Origin of the sequence: Borrelia turicatae 91E135 (assembly GCF_000012085.2) — a bacterium.
GTDB classification, from domain to species: Bacteria; Spirochaetota; Spirochaetia; order Borreliales; family Borreliaceae; genus Borrelia; species Borrelia turicatae.
On the sequence record NC_008710.1, the window covers coordinates 216,847 to 230,938 of the forward strand.

Genomic DNA, 14,092 nt, shown 5'->3' on the forward strand with positions numbered 1-14,092 from the left:
GGTATTTCTAAGCTTTAATTGGCATAAAAGTATTTAATCACTTTTAAGAACTTTTTTAGCTTGGCTTTACTTATATGGGGCCTATAGCTCAGTTGGTTAGAGCACCCGACTCATAATCGGGTGGTCCCAGGTTCAAGTCCTGGTAGGCCCAAACTAGTTTAATCTAAAAAATAAATTAGAATGCTTGCCCACATAATAAAATCCTAAATAAACATCCAAGTTATCATCATCCAGCTGAATATTCATTAAATCTTCGATCTTAACAATTGAATAGAAAAAATCAATTTCATCCTTAGGGGTCTTAATTAAATATAAATTATTACCACTAATTTCATTTAACTTAAGCTTATCTTTCGAGTTATATATATAATAATGAATTAAAGTCAATTCTTCTTCTGACAAGCTTAAATTTATGACAATCTCTCTACTATATACCCTCATTCCAGAATCAATAAGATGAACTTGTGCCATAAAATTTTCAAAAGTCTTATCAAAAAGATTAAACCTTAAATCTTTACAATAAAGAACATTTTTCCCAAGAACAGAATTTATAAAAGAAGAAGTATATTTATCCTTAGCTACTTCAATAAACTCCTTACTATCTATGTTTTCAACAAAAAATTTGATCACATCATTCGAATTTAAAACTTTAACGGCAAAATCAAAAGTCATAAAATAATCGAACTTATCTTTAGCGAAATAATAATTAATTACATAATCAACTTCCCTTATATCAGGATAGCTCATCTCACAAGAACAAAAAAAAATAAAAAATAATAACAATATGTTACTCTTTAACTCTCTCAGCATACTCTTTAGTTTCAGAATTAACTAAAATTTTATCTCCAACATTAATAAAAAGAGGTGCTTTTACCACCAATCCCGTATGAAGGGTAACATTCTTCATTGCATTAGTTACAGTATCCCCTTTCACAGCAATCTCAGCATCTACAACCTCAAATGCAACCTTTGGGGGCAATCTAAGATCAATAACTTCGTTATCCCATTTAACAAGAGAATAAATCCCAGCCTCTTGCAAAAACATAACCTTGTCCTCAATGTTTGAAATCTCTCTTAAGTTCACATCAAATTGATCATAAGTTTCTAGATCCATAAAAATAAGATTTTCATTCTCTCTATAAAGATACTGAGAAGCAACTTCTAACACTTCAATTTCTTCTACTGTATCAGCACCCTTTAAAGTTTCCTTAACAACAGACTTGTTTTTAAGATTTTTAAGCTTCAATCTTACAATAGAGCCTCCCCTACCCATTTTTGAAAACTCTCTCTCAAGAACAATATGTGGCATGCCTTTAAAAAGCAAAAAAGTACCTTTTTCAATATCTCCCGATTTAATTGTACCCATCTACTACCCTCAAATTCTTAATGTATATAATAACTTATATCAAAAAATCAAAATATTTACTATTCATTGACTTATCTAAGATTAATGATATTATATATAGTTGTAAAAGGAGTTAATTTAATGCAGGCTATCAAAGTGCTCTTTACTATTTCAATAGCTTTTTTATTTAGCAATTGTACAAACAAAGACAAAGAAAATGTCATTGCAATTGGTGGATCTACATCGACAACCTCTATTATGGATGAAATGATCCTACGATATCAAAAAATAAATAATCAACTTAAAGTCACTTATGATGCACAAGGCAGTAGTGTTGGCATTAAAGGATTATTTGATGGTATTTATAAAATGGCAATTTCTTCAAGAGACGCAACTGAAGAAGAAATAGCTCAAGGAGCAAAAATCACAATCATTGCTTATGACGCTTTAATATTCATTACAAGTCCTGATGTCAAAATCACAAATATTACAGAAGAAGATTTAGTAAAAATACTTAATGGAAATATTAGAAACTGGCAACAAGTCGGTGGACATGATGCTAAAATTAACTTCATAAATCGAGATTCATCATCAGGCTCTCATTCATCTATAAAAGAACTGGTTCTTGATAAGATATTAAAAAATCCTGAAGAAGCTCAATTCAGACAAGATAGTATTATGGTCAAATCCAATGGTGAAGTAATTGAAAAAATAAGTCTCACACCCCACTCAATTGGTTACATTAGTTTTGGATATGCAAGAGGTGCAATAGAAAAAGGTCTACATACACTCTCAATAAACAGCATATATCCTACAAAAGAAACAATAACAAAGGACAAATATAATATAAAGAGAAGGCTAATAGCGATCACAAACAGTATTTCTGAGGATCAGAACATACTTGATTTTATTAACTTTATGCTAAGTCCAAATGGACAAGATATTGTTGAAGAACAAGGGTTCATAAAGGTTCATACAACTGAAAATATCTAAAACCATGACAAAATTGTCTTAAGAATTTAAGTTAAATATAAATTTAACAAAATTCGATTTCTATAGGGGAACTCTTTTAAAGCATGAAATTAACTTTAAAGACAAAAAGAAATATTGTTAGATTGGCTTTCAACTGTTTCATTTTTACATCCGCAATAATTAGTACCTTGACAATATTATTACTAGTCTTATTCATCATTAAAAATGGACTAGCACCCTTGCTTAACAATAAAATTAAAATTTTTAATTTTCTATTCAGCACAAACTGGGATCCTACTAACAAATTACAAAAATCGTACGGAATTTTATCTTTTATTATAAACTCAGCCTTAACAACATTTTTTTCTGTCCTAATTGCACTACCAATTGGACTTGGTTTTGCAATTTACCTGTCTGAGAAAACCAAAGGTATTTACCAAAAGACATTACAAACCATAATAGAACTCTTAGCAGGAATCCCAAGCGTAGTATATGGATTTTTTGGAAGCACATTTATAGCCACCCTTATAAAGAACACTTTTAGCAGAGAAGATAACTTAGGATATAATTTAATAACCTCAGTAATAGTTCTAAGCATAATGATACTCCCAACAATAATTAGTGTCTCATACACATCACTTAAAGCTGTTCCAAAATCATATAAACTAGCATCTCTTGCACTAGCTGCAACAGACTGGCAAACAATATATAAAGTGATGATCCCTTCAGCTGGAAAAGGAATTTTAGCAGGAGTAATACTAGCAATTGGAAGAGCTATTGGTGAGACAATAGCGGTTTTAATGGTTGGTGGGGGATCACCTCTATTTATACAAAATATATTCTCACCTATTAGAACATTAACGGTAAACATTGCAATAGATATGGGATATGCATCTGGAACACACAAAGAAGCCTTATTTTCTACAGCTTTGGTCTTGCTATTATTAGTCATAATAATAAATTCAATTAAACACTTTATTTTATCTTCATCTAAAAGGCTAAAAATCAAGTGAATACAATTCAAACAAATAAATTATTCAATAAAATTTCATTTTGCATAATCAGATTCATTGCTTATTTTTTAATAACACTATTATTCTTTCTAATATCGTATATAGTATACAATTCACTATTCTTTACAAGCAAAAAACAAACATTATTTTTAGATGAAACAAAACACTTTTTACCATTCACATTGAAAAACAAAATAATCAAAATTGCATTTATTATTAATAAAAGCATAAAAGCGGAAGAAATTACTACGCAAGATATCTACAATATATACAATAATAAAATTTCACATTGGGGAAGCATATCAGATCAAAGTATTGACATAGTTCCAATTGCAAGTTCACAGTCAAATCTTGCAAGTACAGTCGTACTACAAACTTTTACCAAAGACAATAAATTTAATAACAGGTATATAAAGCTTGTAGAATCAAATGAAAAGATAATAGAAACTGTCAACAAAACAACAGGGGCTATTGGTTACTTAACAAAAGAAGAACTTGAAAAATTAGATTTTAAAAAATTTTCAGAAATTAAATCCCTGAAAATCAAATCCATGTCTATTTTAGTAGGCAAAAAAACACTACAAAAAAGTGAAAATGAAATTATTAACATACTAAGCCTTAATCAGATTAAAAAATTACTCATAGAAAAGACAAACTGGAATAACTTAATATCTAAAAATATTAAATTAAATATCATAAAATACTCAGATTATGATCAAAATGCAATAAAAACAGTAGAAGAACATGAAGGCACAATTGCGGTTGTGCCTTGGCATTCTTTCTATAAAAGTGATGCTCCTTTTCTCAAATTATACTATATGAAAAAAGACATGCCTTTAAACTTAAATTTCATATTATCTACTCCAAGAAATTCTGGAAAATACGGGGGTATTTCTTATTTAATCTTCAACACATTTTACGTCATACTATTAACAGCAATAATATCAATTTCAATAGGAATTGGTACGGGAATAATGCTTGCAGAATATACTTCAAATAAAATATTTTACAAAACAGTATCTATGAGTGTTGATATCTTATCATCCATCCCTGCTATCATTTTTGGACTCTTTGGACTTATCTTTTTTGTTCCAATCTTTGGCATGGGAATACTCTCAGGAGCAATAACAAGTTCTTTAATGATATTACCAATGATTATTAAAACAACTGAGGAAGCACTAAAATCAATTCCTAAATCATACAAATATGCTTCAGTTGCTTTAGGTGCCAATAAAACAGAAACTATAATCAAAATTTTACTGCCCGCTTCTAGTCCAGGCATATTGACAGGAATAGTGCTTGCAATAGGACGTGCTCTTGGAGAAACTGCTGTACTCCTTTTTACAATGGGAACAAATTTAGGACTTGCAAGTTCTCTAAATGAACCTTCAAGAAGTTTAACTGTACATCTACTATTATTATTTCAAGAAGGATATTTAGACAAAGGTTTTGCAACAGCATCAATACTTATAATAATGATACTTTTAATAAATTTAACATCAAAATTTCTAATCAATAAATTATATAGGATTAAGTAAATGAGCCAAGACAAAGCAATTATTAAAACAGAAAATCTAAACTTATTTTATACAGATTTTAAAGCATTAAATAATATTAACATATCAATACTAAGAAACAGCATCACAGCCTTAATAGGTCCATCAGGTTGTGGAAAATCAACATTTCTTAGAACACTTAACAGAATGAATGATCTTGTGGAAGGCGTTAAAATAGAAGGAAAAGTTATGTATGAAGGTAAAAGTATTTACTCAAACAACTTTGATGTACTGGAACTTAGGAGAAAAATTGGAATGGTTTTTCAAACTCCTAATCCATTTTTAATGTCAGTTTATGACAACATAAGTTATGGACCTAAAATTCATGGAATTAAAGATAAAAAAAAACTTGATGAGATAGTTGAAAAATCCCTAATAAAATCTGCACTATGGAATGAAGTAAAAGATAAACTTAATAGAAATGCCTTAAGCCTTTCAGGGGGACAACAACAAAGACTTTGCATCGCAAGAACTCTTGCAATCGAACCAAATGTAATATTAATGGACGAGCCTACTTCTGCTCTTGATCCAATCTCAACAGGCAAAATTGAAGAGCTAATAATAAATTTAAAAGAAAGCTACACGATCATAATAGTAACTCATAATATGCAACAAGCCGGACGGATATCTGATCGAACTGCATTCTTTCTAAATGGCTACATTGAAGAAGAAAGCCAAACAGATGAATTATTTTTCAATCCTAAAAATATTAAGACAGAAGAATATATTACTGGCAAGTTTGGCTAATTACCCCAAAGACACATCAAGGAACATCATTAAAGCAAATCCAATAACTCCAAATATGGTTGGAATCTTATTGTCAATATCTTTTCTCTTAGCTTCAGGTATTAATTGTTCAATTGAAACATAAATCATTGCCCCTGCAGAAAAAGATAAAGCAAAGGGTAGAATCCTAGTAAAAGTATAAACTGCATAAGATCCTAAAAATCCTCCAACAATTTCTACCAAACCTGACATCTGACCATAATTAAAACACTTCCATAAAGGAACATTACCTCGTCTTAAAGGCAAAGAAATTGCTGCACCTTCTGGCATATTTTGAATACCAATTCCTAATGTAAGAATCATAGCCCCAACTAAAGTATGAATGTCAGGAGAAGAAGCTAAAGCTCCAAAAGCAACACCAACAGCAAGTCCTTCCGGAAAATTATGCAACGTAACAGCCGTAAAAAGCAAAAAATCCTTTTTACCATGTCTCGTTAAATCTTCATCAATAAATGCTAGTTTATCAAGATCTGGCACAAATACATCCACAATATATATAAAAAATGCTCCTAAGAGAAAACCAAAAACTGCTGGCATCCATGCAATATAACCAAGCTCTTCCGCCATTTCTATTGCTGGTTTAATAAGTGAAAAAAAACTAGCAGCAATCATAATTCCTGCTGAAAAGCCAAGCATGGCATCCATTATTTTATTGTTTACTTTTCTGAAACAAAAAACAGCAGCCGCTCCAAAGGCTGTAGTAAACCAAGTAAAAGTAGAACCTAAAAATCCTAAAAAAATAGGATGTAAAGTTAATAAATAATCGCCTAAATGTTTAAACATAAAGTATCCTCCAATATTAATCGATCAAAATGCCTTTTATTCTCCTTACACCTGATGATGAAGCCTGTTCCTTTTGTATCTTAAAAATCCCAAGTTCACTAGTGTTCTTAACATGCGGTCCACCACAAACTTCAATTGAAAAACCATCAATTTCATACACACTGACAATCTCTTCATATTTCTCACCAAATAGAGCCATAGCACCCTTAGCCAAAGCATCATCCAGACTCATTACAGTTCGATTTACAGATAATTTATTTTTTATCTGTAAATTAACCATATCTTCAACTCTTTTTATCTCATCATCCGTCATTTTATAAGGATGACTAAAATCAAACCTTAGTCTCTCAGCAGTAATATTACTACCTTTTTGCCTTACATGATCACCTAAGACTAATTGAAGTGCCTTATGAAGCAAATGAGTAGCTGTATGTAGCTTGGTAGTCTCATATGTACAATCCGCAAGTCCCCCTTTAAAGACTTTATCACCTCCTTTCTTAGAAACCTTTCGATGCTTCCTAAAATGCTCTTCAAAACCTGTCTTATCTATACTAAATCCATATTCAGTTGCAAGTTCTTCCGTTATTTCATAAGGAAAACCATAAGTATCATAAAGTTTAAAAGCAATCTCACCAGGAATTAATTTCGATGATAAATGCTGAATTAATTTAATAAATTCTTGTTCACCATGACGCAAAGTTTTAAAAAATTTTTTTTCCTCTGTATTTAACTCAGCCTTAATAAAATCTTTATTTTCTGTTAATTCTTTATAAAAAGATTTATAAATCTCTTCAACAGGATCAACAAGATCTGCTAAAACATGAGATTCCATCCCAAGTTTTTTTGCATATCTAATAGCTCTCCTAATGATTCTCCTTAAAACATATCCCTGTCCTACATTAGACGGAAGAACTGCAAAATTATCAGCCAAAATAAAACAACTGGCCTTAATATGATCAGCAATTATTCGAATAGATTTATCATCCTCTAAATTCTGCCCATAAATTTTGCCAGAAATTTTTTCGATCTTATCAATTATCGGTTTAAATGCATCCGTGTCATAAACTGAAGACTTTCCCTGCAAAAATGTAATTGTTCTCTCAATACCCATTCCTGTATCCACACATTTCCGATTCAACTCTTCATAATTTCCATTCTCATCCCTTTTATATTGCATAAAAACATTATTCCAAATCTCAAAATACTTACCACAAGAACATGTAATATCACATTCATTAGAACACTTCTCTTTGCCTGTATCTACAAAGATTTCAGTATCCGGCCCACAAGGCCCTACATTTCCAACAGGACCCCAAAAATTATGCTCTCTTGAGAGATAAAATATCCTATCTTTAGGAATTCCAAGACTTTCCCAAACACTAGCTGTCTTTGTATCCCGTGGAATATTCTCATCACCTTCAAAAACACTAACATAAAGCCTATCTTTTGAAATATTTAAGTAATCAGGTGAAGTTAAAAACTCAAAACTATACTTTACTGAAAGTTCTTTAAAATAAGCTCCAAGGGACCAATTTCCAAGCATTTCAAAAAAAGTTAAATGACTCAGATCTCCCACCTCATCAATGTCTCCTGTTCTTAAACATTTCTGAACGTCAACTAACATATCTCCAGATGGATGTATTTCTCCAAGAAGATAAGGTACAAGCGGTTGCATGCCAGCTGTATTAAAAAGAACTGTAGAATCATTATCAGGAATTAAAGACTTGCCTGCAATCTCACAATGTCCCTTACTCTTAAAAAATTCTATATACTTTTTACGTAGTTCATCAAGTTTCACTAAATAAACTCCTCATTTTTTCTATATATCATTAATTCACCCTTTAAAGTTAACTCCTTAATATAATTAACAAAGGACGTAGTCATTGCTTTTATATCTCTCTTTTTTACCTCTTTCAAAAAAGACTCTTCTTCTAAAATAAGAGTTTTACGTCTTCTTGAAACATTGAAAAGAATTTTATCTCTAATTTCATCACTTTTATCTTTAATAATAATTGCAATATCGTTATCTGTAAATTCTCTTAAAATATTATGCATATCATTATCTGTAATTCTAAGTATTACATTAATATCAAATATTCTTTCTTTAATCTCATTATCTTTAACAGGATTTAAAACTTTCATATCAATATTACTCAAAAGATTTTTTTCATCCTCAGAATCCATATAACTCAAAATATCAACAAGTATCTTAGAACCATCAAGTTTTTCTGTCTTAAGTTTACCCTGCATTGCAAATCTACTCTTAAGTCTATCAGAGATAATCTCAATCATATCCATATTTAATTGTCTCGGCTTAGCAAGCTCCTTAACAAACTGTTTCTTAATATCTTTTTCCAACATAGAAAAAACATATTTTTTCTGTTCTTTGGTTAAATAATTATATATTATCAAAAGTGTTTGAATATTTTCATCTTTAATTAAAGCCCAAAGTTGTTCATCCTCAACACCAGATAAGTAATCAAAAGGCAAAAATGGATCAATTCCTGTAACTTTTATATAAATCTCTTTCGCTTTTGCCTTACTTAAAGATTTATTTAATAACTCATAAGTAAATTTATCATCAATTTTTAAATATTTTCTCTCACTTTTTACTAAATCTTCAAATTCTTGAATAATCCGCTTTTTATCATCAGGGGTAATGTACTTAATTTTTGTAATTTCTCTAGTAATTGCAATTATATCAGCATCATCAAGTTCAGCCATAATTTTTGATGATTTTTCAAGACCAATAGCTAAGAAATATTTTGCTATTTTTGATACTTTACTCTCTTTACGAATAAATCCTGGCTTCCCAACTCCTTTGCTAAGAGAACTTGAATTGCTGAAATCCTCTCTTTTGCCCCTCTTAATCAGATTGACCCATGACTTAAGCAGAGAACCTTGTATTTCAGGCAAATCATTATGTAACTCTTTTTTTTCAGATTCTTTAAAGGTTTTTACTCCCCAATTTTTTGCATCCTGATATTTAGAAATCCTAGGATCCTGCATAGACTCCCTCAATATTTGTAAGAACCAATAAACGAGCATGATCCTTGAAAATTTTAGCTGGACATTCTCTTAGAGAAATTTCTGAACTTAAAAAATTTTCTAAAGCACCCTTTTTTTCATGACCAATAAAGAGTAACACAGAAGCCTTAGACAAAAGTAAAGACTTAGGTGTTAAGCTCATTCGCTTACTTGGAAACTTTGGTGCATCATACTCATATTGATATCCTTCCATCTCAGAAAATAAAAGTTTCCTTGAAGGAAAAAGAGAAGCAACATGCCCATCTTCACCAACAGACAAAATGCTAAGATCCAATCTTGTAAATCTAGAATTAAATTCAACATTATAATTATAAATAGACGATGTTTCATCAAACTCACTGTAAATAAATGGATGAAAATTAGAACCACAGATTAAATTTTTCTTCATCATTTTAGAGAAAAATCCTTCACTTAAAAGCCTAAAATTACTGTACTCGCTATTTAAATCAACACAACGCTCATCTACTAAAAAAAAATGAGATTTTTTAATAGGATAATTTTGTTCATCAAAGACATTGAGAAAAGAAATAATATTTCGACCACCACAAACTCCAATACTAGTAAAATCATCTCGACTAATATTTTTTAAAAAAAAATCAAAAAACCTTCCCTTTAAATCACTCTCTTTATTAGAACACAAAAATTCCATCACCATTCCTTGCAACAAATTTAATCTAAATAATAAGAAACTGTAGTAACAACCCTTAATATCTTTTTTGAATAACGCTCATGATTTTCGGAACTTCTATCAACTGGAAGAAATTCAAAGTATCCTTGATTTGCGGTCTTAATTTTTCCTAAAACAGCACCAGAATTACGTGAGAACTCTAAAGCCGCATCCAAGGCATTTTTAATAGAATCTGCTAACATTGCAGGTTTAACATCATTGATTTTATCAAAATAATAACTTGGTCCACCATTACCAGTAAAGAGGACTCCTTTATTGTAAAGTTTAATAATATTTTTGCTTACCTGCTCCATTTTATCAATATCTTTAGTATAAATACCTAAAGATATATACGCATTGTACTTATAAAGAGCATCACTATAGTTTGCAATATGAAAATCCATATTTTTCATGCTTATCTCATCTTCATGAAACCCATAGCTAACAAAAAAATCTCTTATCGCCAAAAAATTTGCATTATTTAACTTATTAATCTCATCTATAGTATTTCCACCTAATTCATACCGTAAATTCCAACTTGAAGAAGTTGAGAGTACCTCTTTTTCACTTAAGCCCTTAACAGTAATGTAATTTCCATTTTTTATCCCAATATTCTTTATACCAATAGACATGATAACTGAGGCTATCAAAAAAACTAAAGATGACAATAAAAATAATAACTTTTTTGCAAACATAATTTTCACCTCCTAATTTTTTATAAACCCATAAACAAATATATTGTCAAATTAAACAATTTATTTTAACATATTATGCCATGTTAATAAACCGAAAAATCGCAATAGCACCAATGGTAGCAATTACTGACGAACACTTTAGATATATAATAAGATTATTATCAAAAAAAGTTACCCTATATACCCCAATGATTTCTGCAAAATCAATTATTATGGGCAAGTTAAACACAATTGTAAAACAAACTCCCACTGATTCACCCATTGCAATTCAAATAGCAACAGACTGTGAAAACGACGCCGCAAAAGCCATAGAAATCCTTGAAAACAAATTTAACTTTGATGAATATAATCTTAACGTTGGCTGCCCATCATCTCGTGTCCAAGATGCAAACTATGGGGCATGTTTAATGCAAACTCCAACTCAGGTAGGCAAAATCCTGCAAGCCATGAAAAAAAACACAAATAAACCTGTCTCAATCAAACACAGAATAGGCATAAGACATAATAAAAGAGAATATCATGAAACAAACTATAGAGAACTCAAACAATTTGTAGAAAAAATTATAGAATATGAAATAAAAAATTTTACCATTCATGCAAGAGTAGCCATACTAAATGGATATTCTCCTAAAGATAATCAAAATATTCCAAAACTCAGACATGAACTTGTATATCAATTGAAGCAAGATCATAAAAATATATTTATTGAAATAAATGGAGGAATTATCAGTAGTAACCACATAAAAACACATCTATCTTATGTGGATTCTGTTATGATTGGAAGAGCTGCGGCAAAAGATCCTTATTTCATTGCCAAAATTTCAAGAGAATTCTTAGAAGAAAAAGAAAAAATTCCAACAAGAGAAGAAGTATTATTAAAAATGGTAGAATATATCAAAGAATATAACGAACACCTTTCAATTAATACCATACTAAAACACATAATGAGAATAGTATTTGCAAAAGACAATGCTCGCAAATTTAGACAAATCTTAAGTGCACCTTTTCCTAAAAATCTTAAAAATCATGAAATACTCTTAAGCGCAATTGAACACTTAAGAGAAGATACTTTAAAATCTAATTTTTAGGAGATATATAATCAAAACCTGTATATTTGACCAAATTCTTAGGTATTCGTACACCGCCTCTTGCATCCTGAAAGTTCTCAAGTATAGCAATGATTGTTCTTGTTGAGGCTAAGGCTGTACCATTTATCATATGTACAAACTTACTCTGACCATCATCCTTATATCTAATTTTAAGGCGCCTTGACTGATAATCTGTACAGTTTGAAGTTGAAGTAACCTCTCCATACTCGCCCTTATCTCCCCTACCCGGCATCCAAGCTTCAATATCGTACTTCTTATAAGCTGATGCACCAAGATCAAAAGAACAAACATTTAAGACTCTATACGGGATCTCAAGTTCAGTAAAAATTTCTTCTTCTAATGCCAAAAACTCATTATGAATACGATCAGAATCTTCACTCTTACAAAGACAAAACATTTCCACTTTACTAAATTGATGCACCCTATAAAGGCCCTTAGAAAATTGTCCAGCTGCTCCTGCCTCTTTACGAAAACAATGAGAAAGTCCTGCCATCTTTAGTGGAGACTTAAGATCTAATATAGTATTATAATAATATCCACCAAGAGTAATCTCAGCTGTACCAATAAGATATTTATCTGTATCTTCAATTTTATAAATATTACTTTCAGTGCCACGCGGATTAAAGCCAATTCCATCAACTATAAATTCCCTTGCAATATCAGGTGTGATAAATAAATCAAAACCCTTGGGTTTAAGTTTATTTAAAGCAAAATTAATAAGTGCAAGCTCTAAAAAAACAGCTTCATTTTTAAGATAATAAAACTTATTACCGCTAACCTCACGTGCCCTTTCAAAATCAAAAAGATCCAAATCAATTCCAATTTCCAAATGATCCTTTGGTTTAAAATCAAAATTTGGAATACTTCCTGACACTTTTAACACAATATTTCCATCCTCACCCTCACCAACAGGAACATCAGGAGCAGAAATGTTTGGAATCCGCTTGTGCTCAATCAACAGTTTAGATGTTATATGACTCAATTTTTCTTCCAATATCGCAATTTCAGACTTTAAAACCTTTCCAGTCTCTATGAAAGAATGCCTACGGGAATCATCTATTTTTCCTTTCATAGCGTTAGCATTTTCATTCCTTATAGCATTCAACTCCCCTATCTTAGTAACAAGTTTTTTGCGCTCATCATCAAGAGAAATTAACAGATCGATATCTAACTCAAGCCCTCTATCTTTAATATTTTTTTGAATAAGCTCTAAATTATCTCTTATAAACTTCAAGTCAAGCATCACAGAACTCCCACATAGATTTAACTAAAAATAATTGAGGTCAAATAAAATAAAATGAAAAACAAATCACATCAATTATTATCATAAATATTATATAATAATTATAATAATAGTAGAATAAACTTATATACGGAGAAAAATGTCTTTATGATAAAAGTGTCAACAGCTCAAAAACTATTCATTTTAACATCATTACTAATGATTTTTATAGGGTGTACAAAAAAAACAAAGAAAATAAACTTTAATGAAATTGACACACTCTATAACGAAAAAGATGAAATAATAATTCAATCAATTCTAGCAGAAGAAGAAAACGAATTTTTTGAATATAAAATTAGAATACCCAAAGTAATAGATGCCAGAACAAAAAACAATAAAATAAAAACATTCAATGATGAAGTTGAAAATTATTCAAATGAAATAGTTAACAACCTAGAGAGTGCTGCTCAAAATATTAAACAAGAGTCTAAAAAACCAAGCTTAAACATAGATTATGAGATCTACCATGGATATGGTATTTATACAATAATAGTAAGTGCCACTCAAACAATTAATGATACATCTATCACAAACCATAGAAGCTATTATATTAGCGATAATGGGGATTATATTTATAATATAGATGAAATCATTAACGTAGAAGAAGCATTTCCCTACTTTACTCAAAGGATTAAAGAAAAAATTGAACAAACATACCCAAATAAACTACTATTTGATTTACAGCAAGCAGTGATTTACTTTGAAAATAAAAAAATCATAATAAAATTCCCATTTTATGTATTTAATTTAGACGACATAAAGGATACCGAAAACATATTCGAATTTAATGAAGAAGAAGCACAAAAATATATAAAACAAGGATAAAATAAATCATA

At 30.2% G+C, this 14,092-nt stretch carries 14 protein-coding genes and 1 tRNA gene; 7 read left to right on the forward strand and 8 right to left on the reverse strand.

Annotated elements, in window-relative coordinates:
- Window positions 1–77 precede the first annotated feature (77 nt).
- Window positions 78–151 (forward strand) — tRNA-Ile (locus BT0_RS01040).
- 2 nt (window positions 152–153) lie between these two features.
- Here BT0_RS01040 and BT0_RS01045 read toward each other — a convergent pair.
- Complete coding sequence (locus BT0_RS01045) at window positions 154–810, reverse strand: hypothetical protein (RefSeq protein WP_011772168.1); 657 nt, start codon at window positions 808–810, stop codon at window positions 154–156.
- Window positions 788–1,366: an elongation factor P gene (efp, locus tag BT0_RS01050; RefSeq protein ID WP_011772169.1), complete on the reverse strand. Its 579-nt coding sequence runs from the start codon at window positions 1,364–1,366 to the stop codon at window positions 788–790. Before efp ends, BT0_RS01045 begins: the two co-directional genes overlap by 23 nt.
- Window positions 1,367–1,486: 120 nt before the next feature.
- Between efp and BT0_RS01055 the strand changes: the two genes are divergently transcribed.
- The 4 genes from BT0_RS01055 (at window position 1,487) to pstB (ending at window position 5,633) form a co-directional block, all read left to right on the forward strand.
- A complete protein-coding gene (locus BT0_RS01055) occupies window positions 1,487–2,338 on the forward strand; it encodes a substrate-binding domain-containing protein (RefSeq protein ID WP_181005552.1) in 852 nt (283 codons plus the stop codon).
- 83 nt (window positions 2,339–2,421) lie between these two features.
- Window positions 2,422–3,330 carry a phosphate ABC transporter permease subunit PstC gene (pstC, locus tag BT0_RS01060; RefSeq protein WP_011772171.1) on the forward strand — a complete coding sequence of 303 codons (909 nt, stop codon included), beginning with the start codon at window positions 2,422–2,424 and terminating at the stop codon, window positions 3,328–3,330.
- Window positions 3,327–4,868, forward strand: coding sequence for a phosphate ABC transporter permease PstA (gene pstA / locus BT0_RS01065; protein WP_011772172.1), 1,542 nt, complete (start codon window positions 3,327–3,329; stop codon window positions 4,866–4,868). The genes pstC and pstA overlap by 4 nt, the downstream gene beginning before the upstream one ends.
- Window positions 4,869–5,633: a phosphate ABC transporter ATP-binding protein PstB gene (pstB, locus tag BT0_RS01070; RefSeq protein WP_011772173.1), complete on the forward strand. Its 765-nt coding sequence runs from the start codon at window positions 4,869–4,871 to the stop codon at window positions 5,631–5,633.
- On the opposite strand, the gene BT0_RS01075 is transcribed toward pstB, so the two are convergent.
- From BT0_RS01075 to BT0_RS01095, 5 genes are read right to left on the reverse strand one after another with little or no spacing between them, the layout of a single operon-like run.
- Window positions 5,634–6,455 carry a ZIP family metal transporter gene (locus tag BT0_RS01075; protein WP_011772174.1) on the reverse strand — a complete coding sequence of 274 codons (822 nt, stop codon included), beginning with the start codon at window positions 6,453–6,455 and terminating at the stop codon, window positions 5,634–5,636.
- Window positions 6,456–6,471: 16 nt separating this feature from the next.
- On the reverse strand, window positions 6,472–8,253 hold the full coding sequence (locus BT0_RS01080; RefSeq protein WP_011772175.1) for an alanine--tRNA ligase: 1,782 nt from the start codon (window positions 8,251–8,253) through the stop codon (window positions 6,472–6,474).
- On the reverse strand, window positions 8,253–9,464 hold the full coding sequence (locus BT0_RS01085; RefSeq protein WP_041178428.1) for a flagellar motor switch protein FliG: 1,212 nt from the start codon (window positions 9,462–9,464) through the stop codon (window positions 8,253–8,255). The genes BT0_RS01080 and BT0_RS01085 overlap by 1 nt, the downstream gene beginning before the upstream one ends.
- On the reverse strand, window positions 9,451–10,152 hold the full coding sequence (locus BT0_RS01090; RefSeq protein WP_041178563.1) for a 6-phosphogluconolactonase: 702 nt from the start codon (window positions 10,150–10,152) through the stop codon (window positions 9,451–9,453). The genes BT0_RS01085 and BT0_RS01090 overlap by 14 nt, the downstream gene beginning before the upstream one ends.
- A 20-nt stretch (window positions 10,153–10,172) precedes the next feature.
- Window positions 10,173–10,865, reverse strand: coding sequence for an SIMPL domain-containing protein (locus BT0_RS01095; RefSeq protein WP_041178429.1), 693 nt, complete (start codon window positions 10,863–10,865; stop codon window positions 10,173–10,175).
- Window positions 10,866–10,945: 80 nt separating this feature from the next.
- On the opposite strand from BT0_RS01095, the gene dusA reads away from it, so the two are divergent.
- A complete protein-coding gene (gene dusA / locus BT0_RS01100; protein WP_011772179.1) occupies window positions 10,946–11,953 on the forward strand; it encodes a tRNA dihydrouridine(20/20a) synthase DusA in 1,008 nt (335 codons plus the stop codon).
- Here the strand turns inward: dusA and serS are convergent.
- Window positions 11,943–13,217 carry a serine--tRNA ligase gene (serS, locus tag BT0_RS01105; protein ID WP_041178430.1) on the reverse strand — a complete coding sequence of 425 codons (1,275 nt, stop codon included), beginning with the start codon at window positions 13,215–13,217 and terminating at the stop codon, window positions 11,943–11,945. The genes dusA and serS overlap by 11 nt on opposite strands.
- Before the next feature lie 147 nt (window positions 13,218–13,364).
- Here serS and BT0_RS01110 point away from each other — a divergent pair, with 147 nt between their 5' ends.
- On the forward strand, window positions 13,365–14,081 hold the full coding sequence (locus BT0_RS01110; protein WP_011772181.1) for a hypothetical protein: 717 nt from the start codon (window positions 13,365–13,367) through the stop codon (window positions 14,079–14,081).
- Window positions 14,082–14,092 lie beyond the last annotated feature (11 nt).

Coding starts and splice junctions, on each gene's coding strand:
- efp (WP_011772169.1), bottom strand. CDS start 1,366: ATGGGTACAATTAAATCGGGAGATATTGAAAAAGGTACTTTTTTGCTT.
- BT0_RS01110 (WP_011772181.1), top strand. CDS start 13,365: ATGATAAAAGTGTCAACAGCTCAAAAACTATTCATTTTAACATCATTA.
- BT0_RS01075 (WP_011772174.1), bottom strand. CDS start 6,455: ATGTTTAAACATTTAGGCGATTATTTATTAACTTTACATCCTATTTTT.
- pstC (WP_011772171.1), top strand. CDS start 2,422: ATGAAATTAACTTTAAAGACAAAAAGAAATATTGTTAGATTGGCTTTC.
- BT0_RS01055 (WP_181005552.1), top strand. CDS start 1,487: ATGCAGGCTATCAAAGTGCTCTTTACTATTTCAATAGCTTTTTTATTT.
- BT0_RS01090 (WP_041178563.1), bottom strand. CDS start 10,152: ATGGAATTTTTGTGTTCTAATAAAGAGAGTGATTTAAAGGGAAGGTTT.
- BT0_RS01095 (WP_041178429.1), bottom strand. CDS start 10,865: ATGTTTGCAAAAAAGTTATTATTTTTATTGTCATCTTTAGTTTTTTTG.
- BT0_RS01045 (WP_011772168.1), bottom strand. CDS start 810: ATGCTGAGAGAGTTAAAGAGTAACATATTGTTATTATTTTTTATTTTT.
- BT0_RS01085 (WP_041178428.1), bottom strand. CDS start 9,464: ATGCAGGATCCTAGGATTTCTAAATATCAGGATGCAAAAAATTGGGGA.
- serS (WP_041178430.1), bottom strand. CDS start 13,217: ATGCTTGACTTGAAGTTTATAAGAGATAATTTAGAGCTTATTCAAAAA.
- pstB (WP_011772173.1), top strand. CDS start 4,869: ATGAGCCAAGACAAAGCAATTATTAAAACAGAAAATCTAAACTTATTT.
- dusA (WP_011772179.1), top strand. CDS start 10,946: ATGTTAATAAACCGAAAAATCGCAATAGCACCAATGGTAGCAATTACT.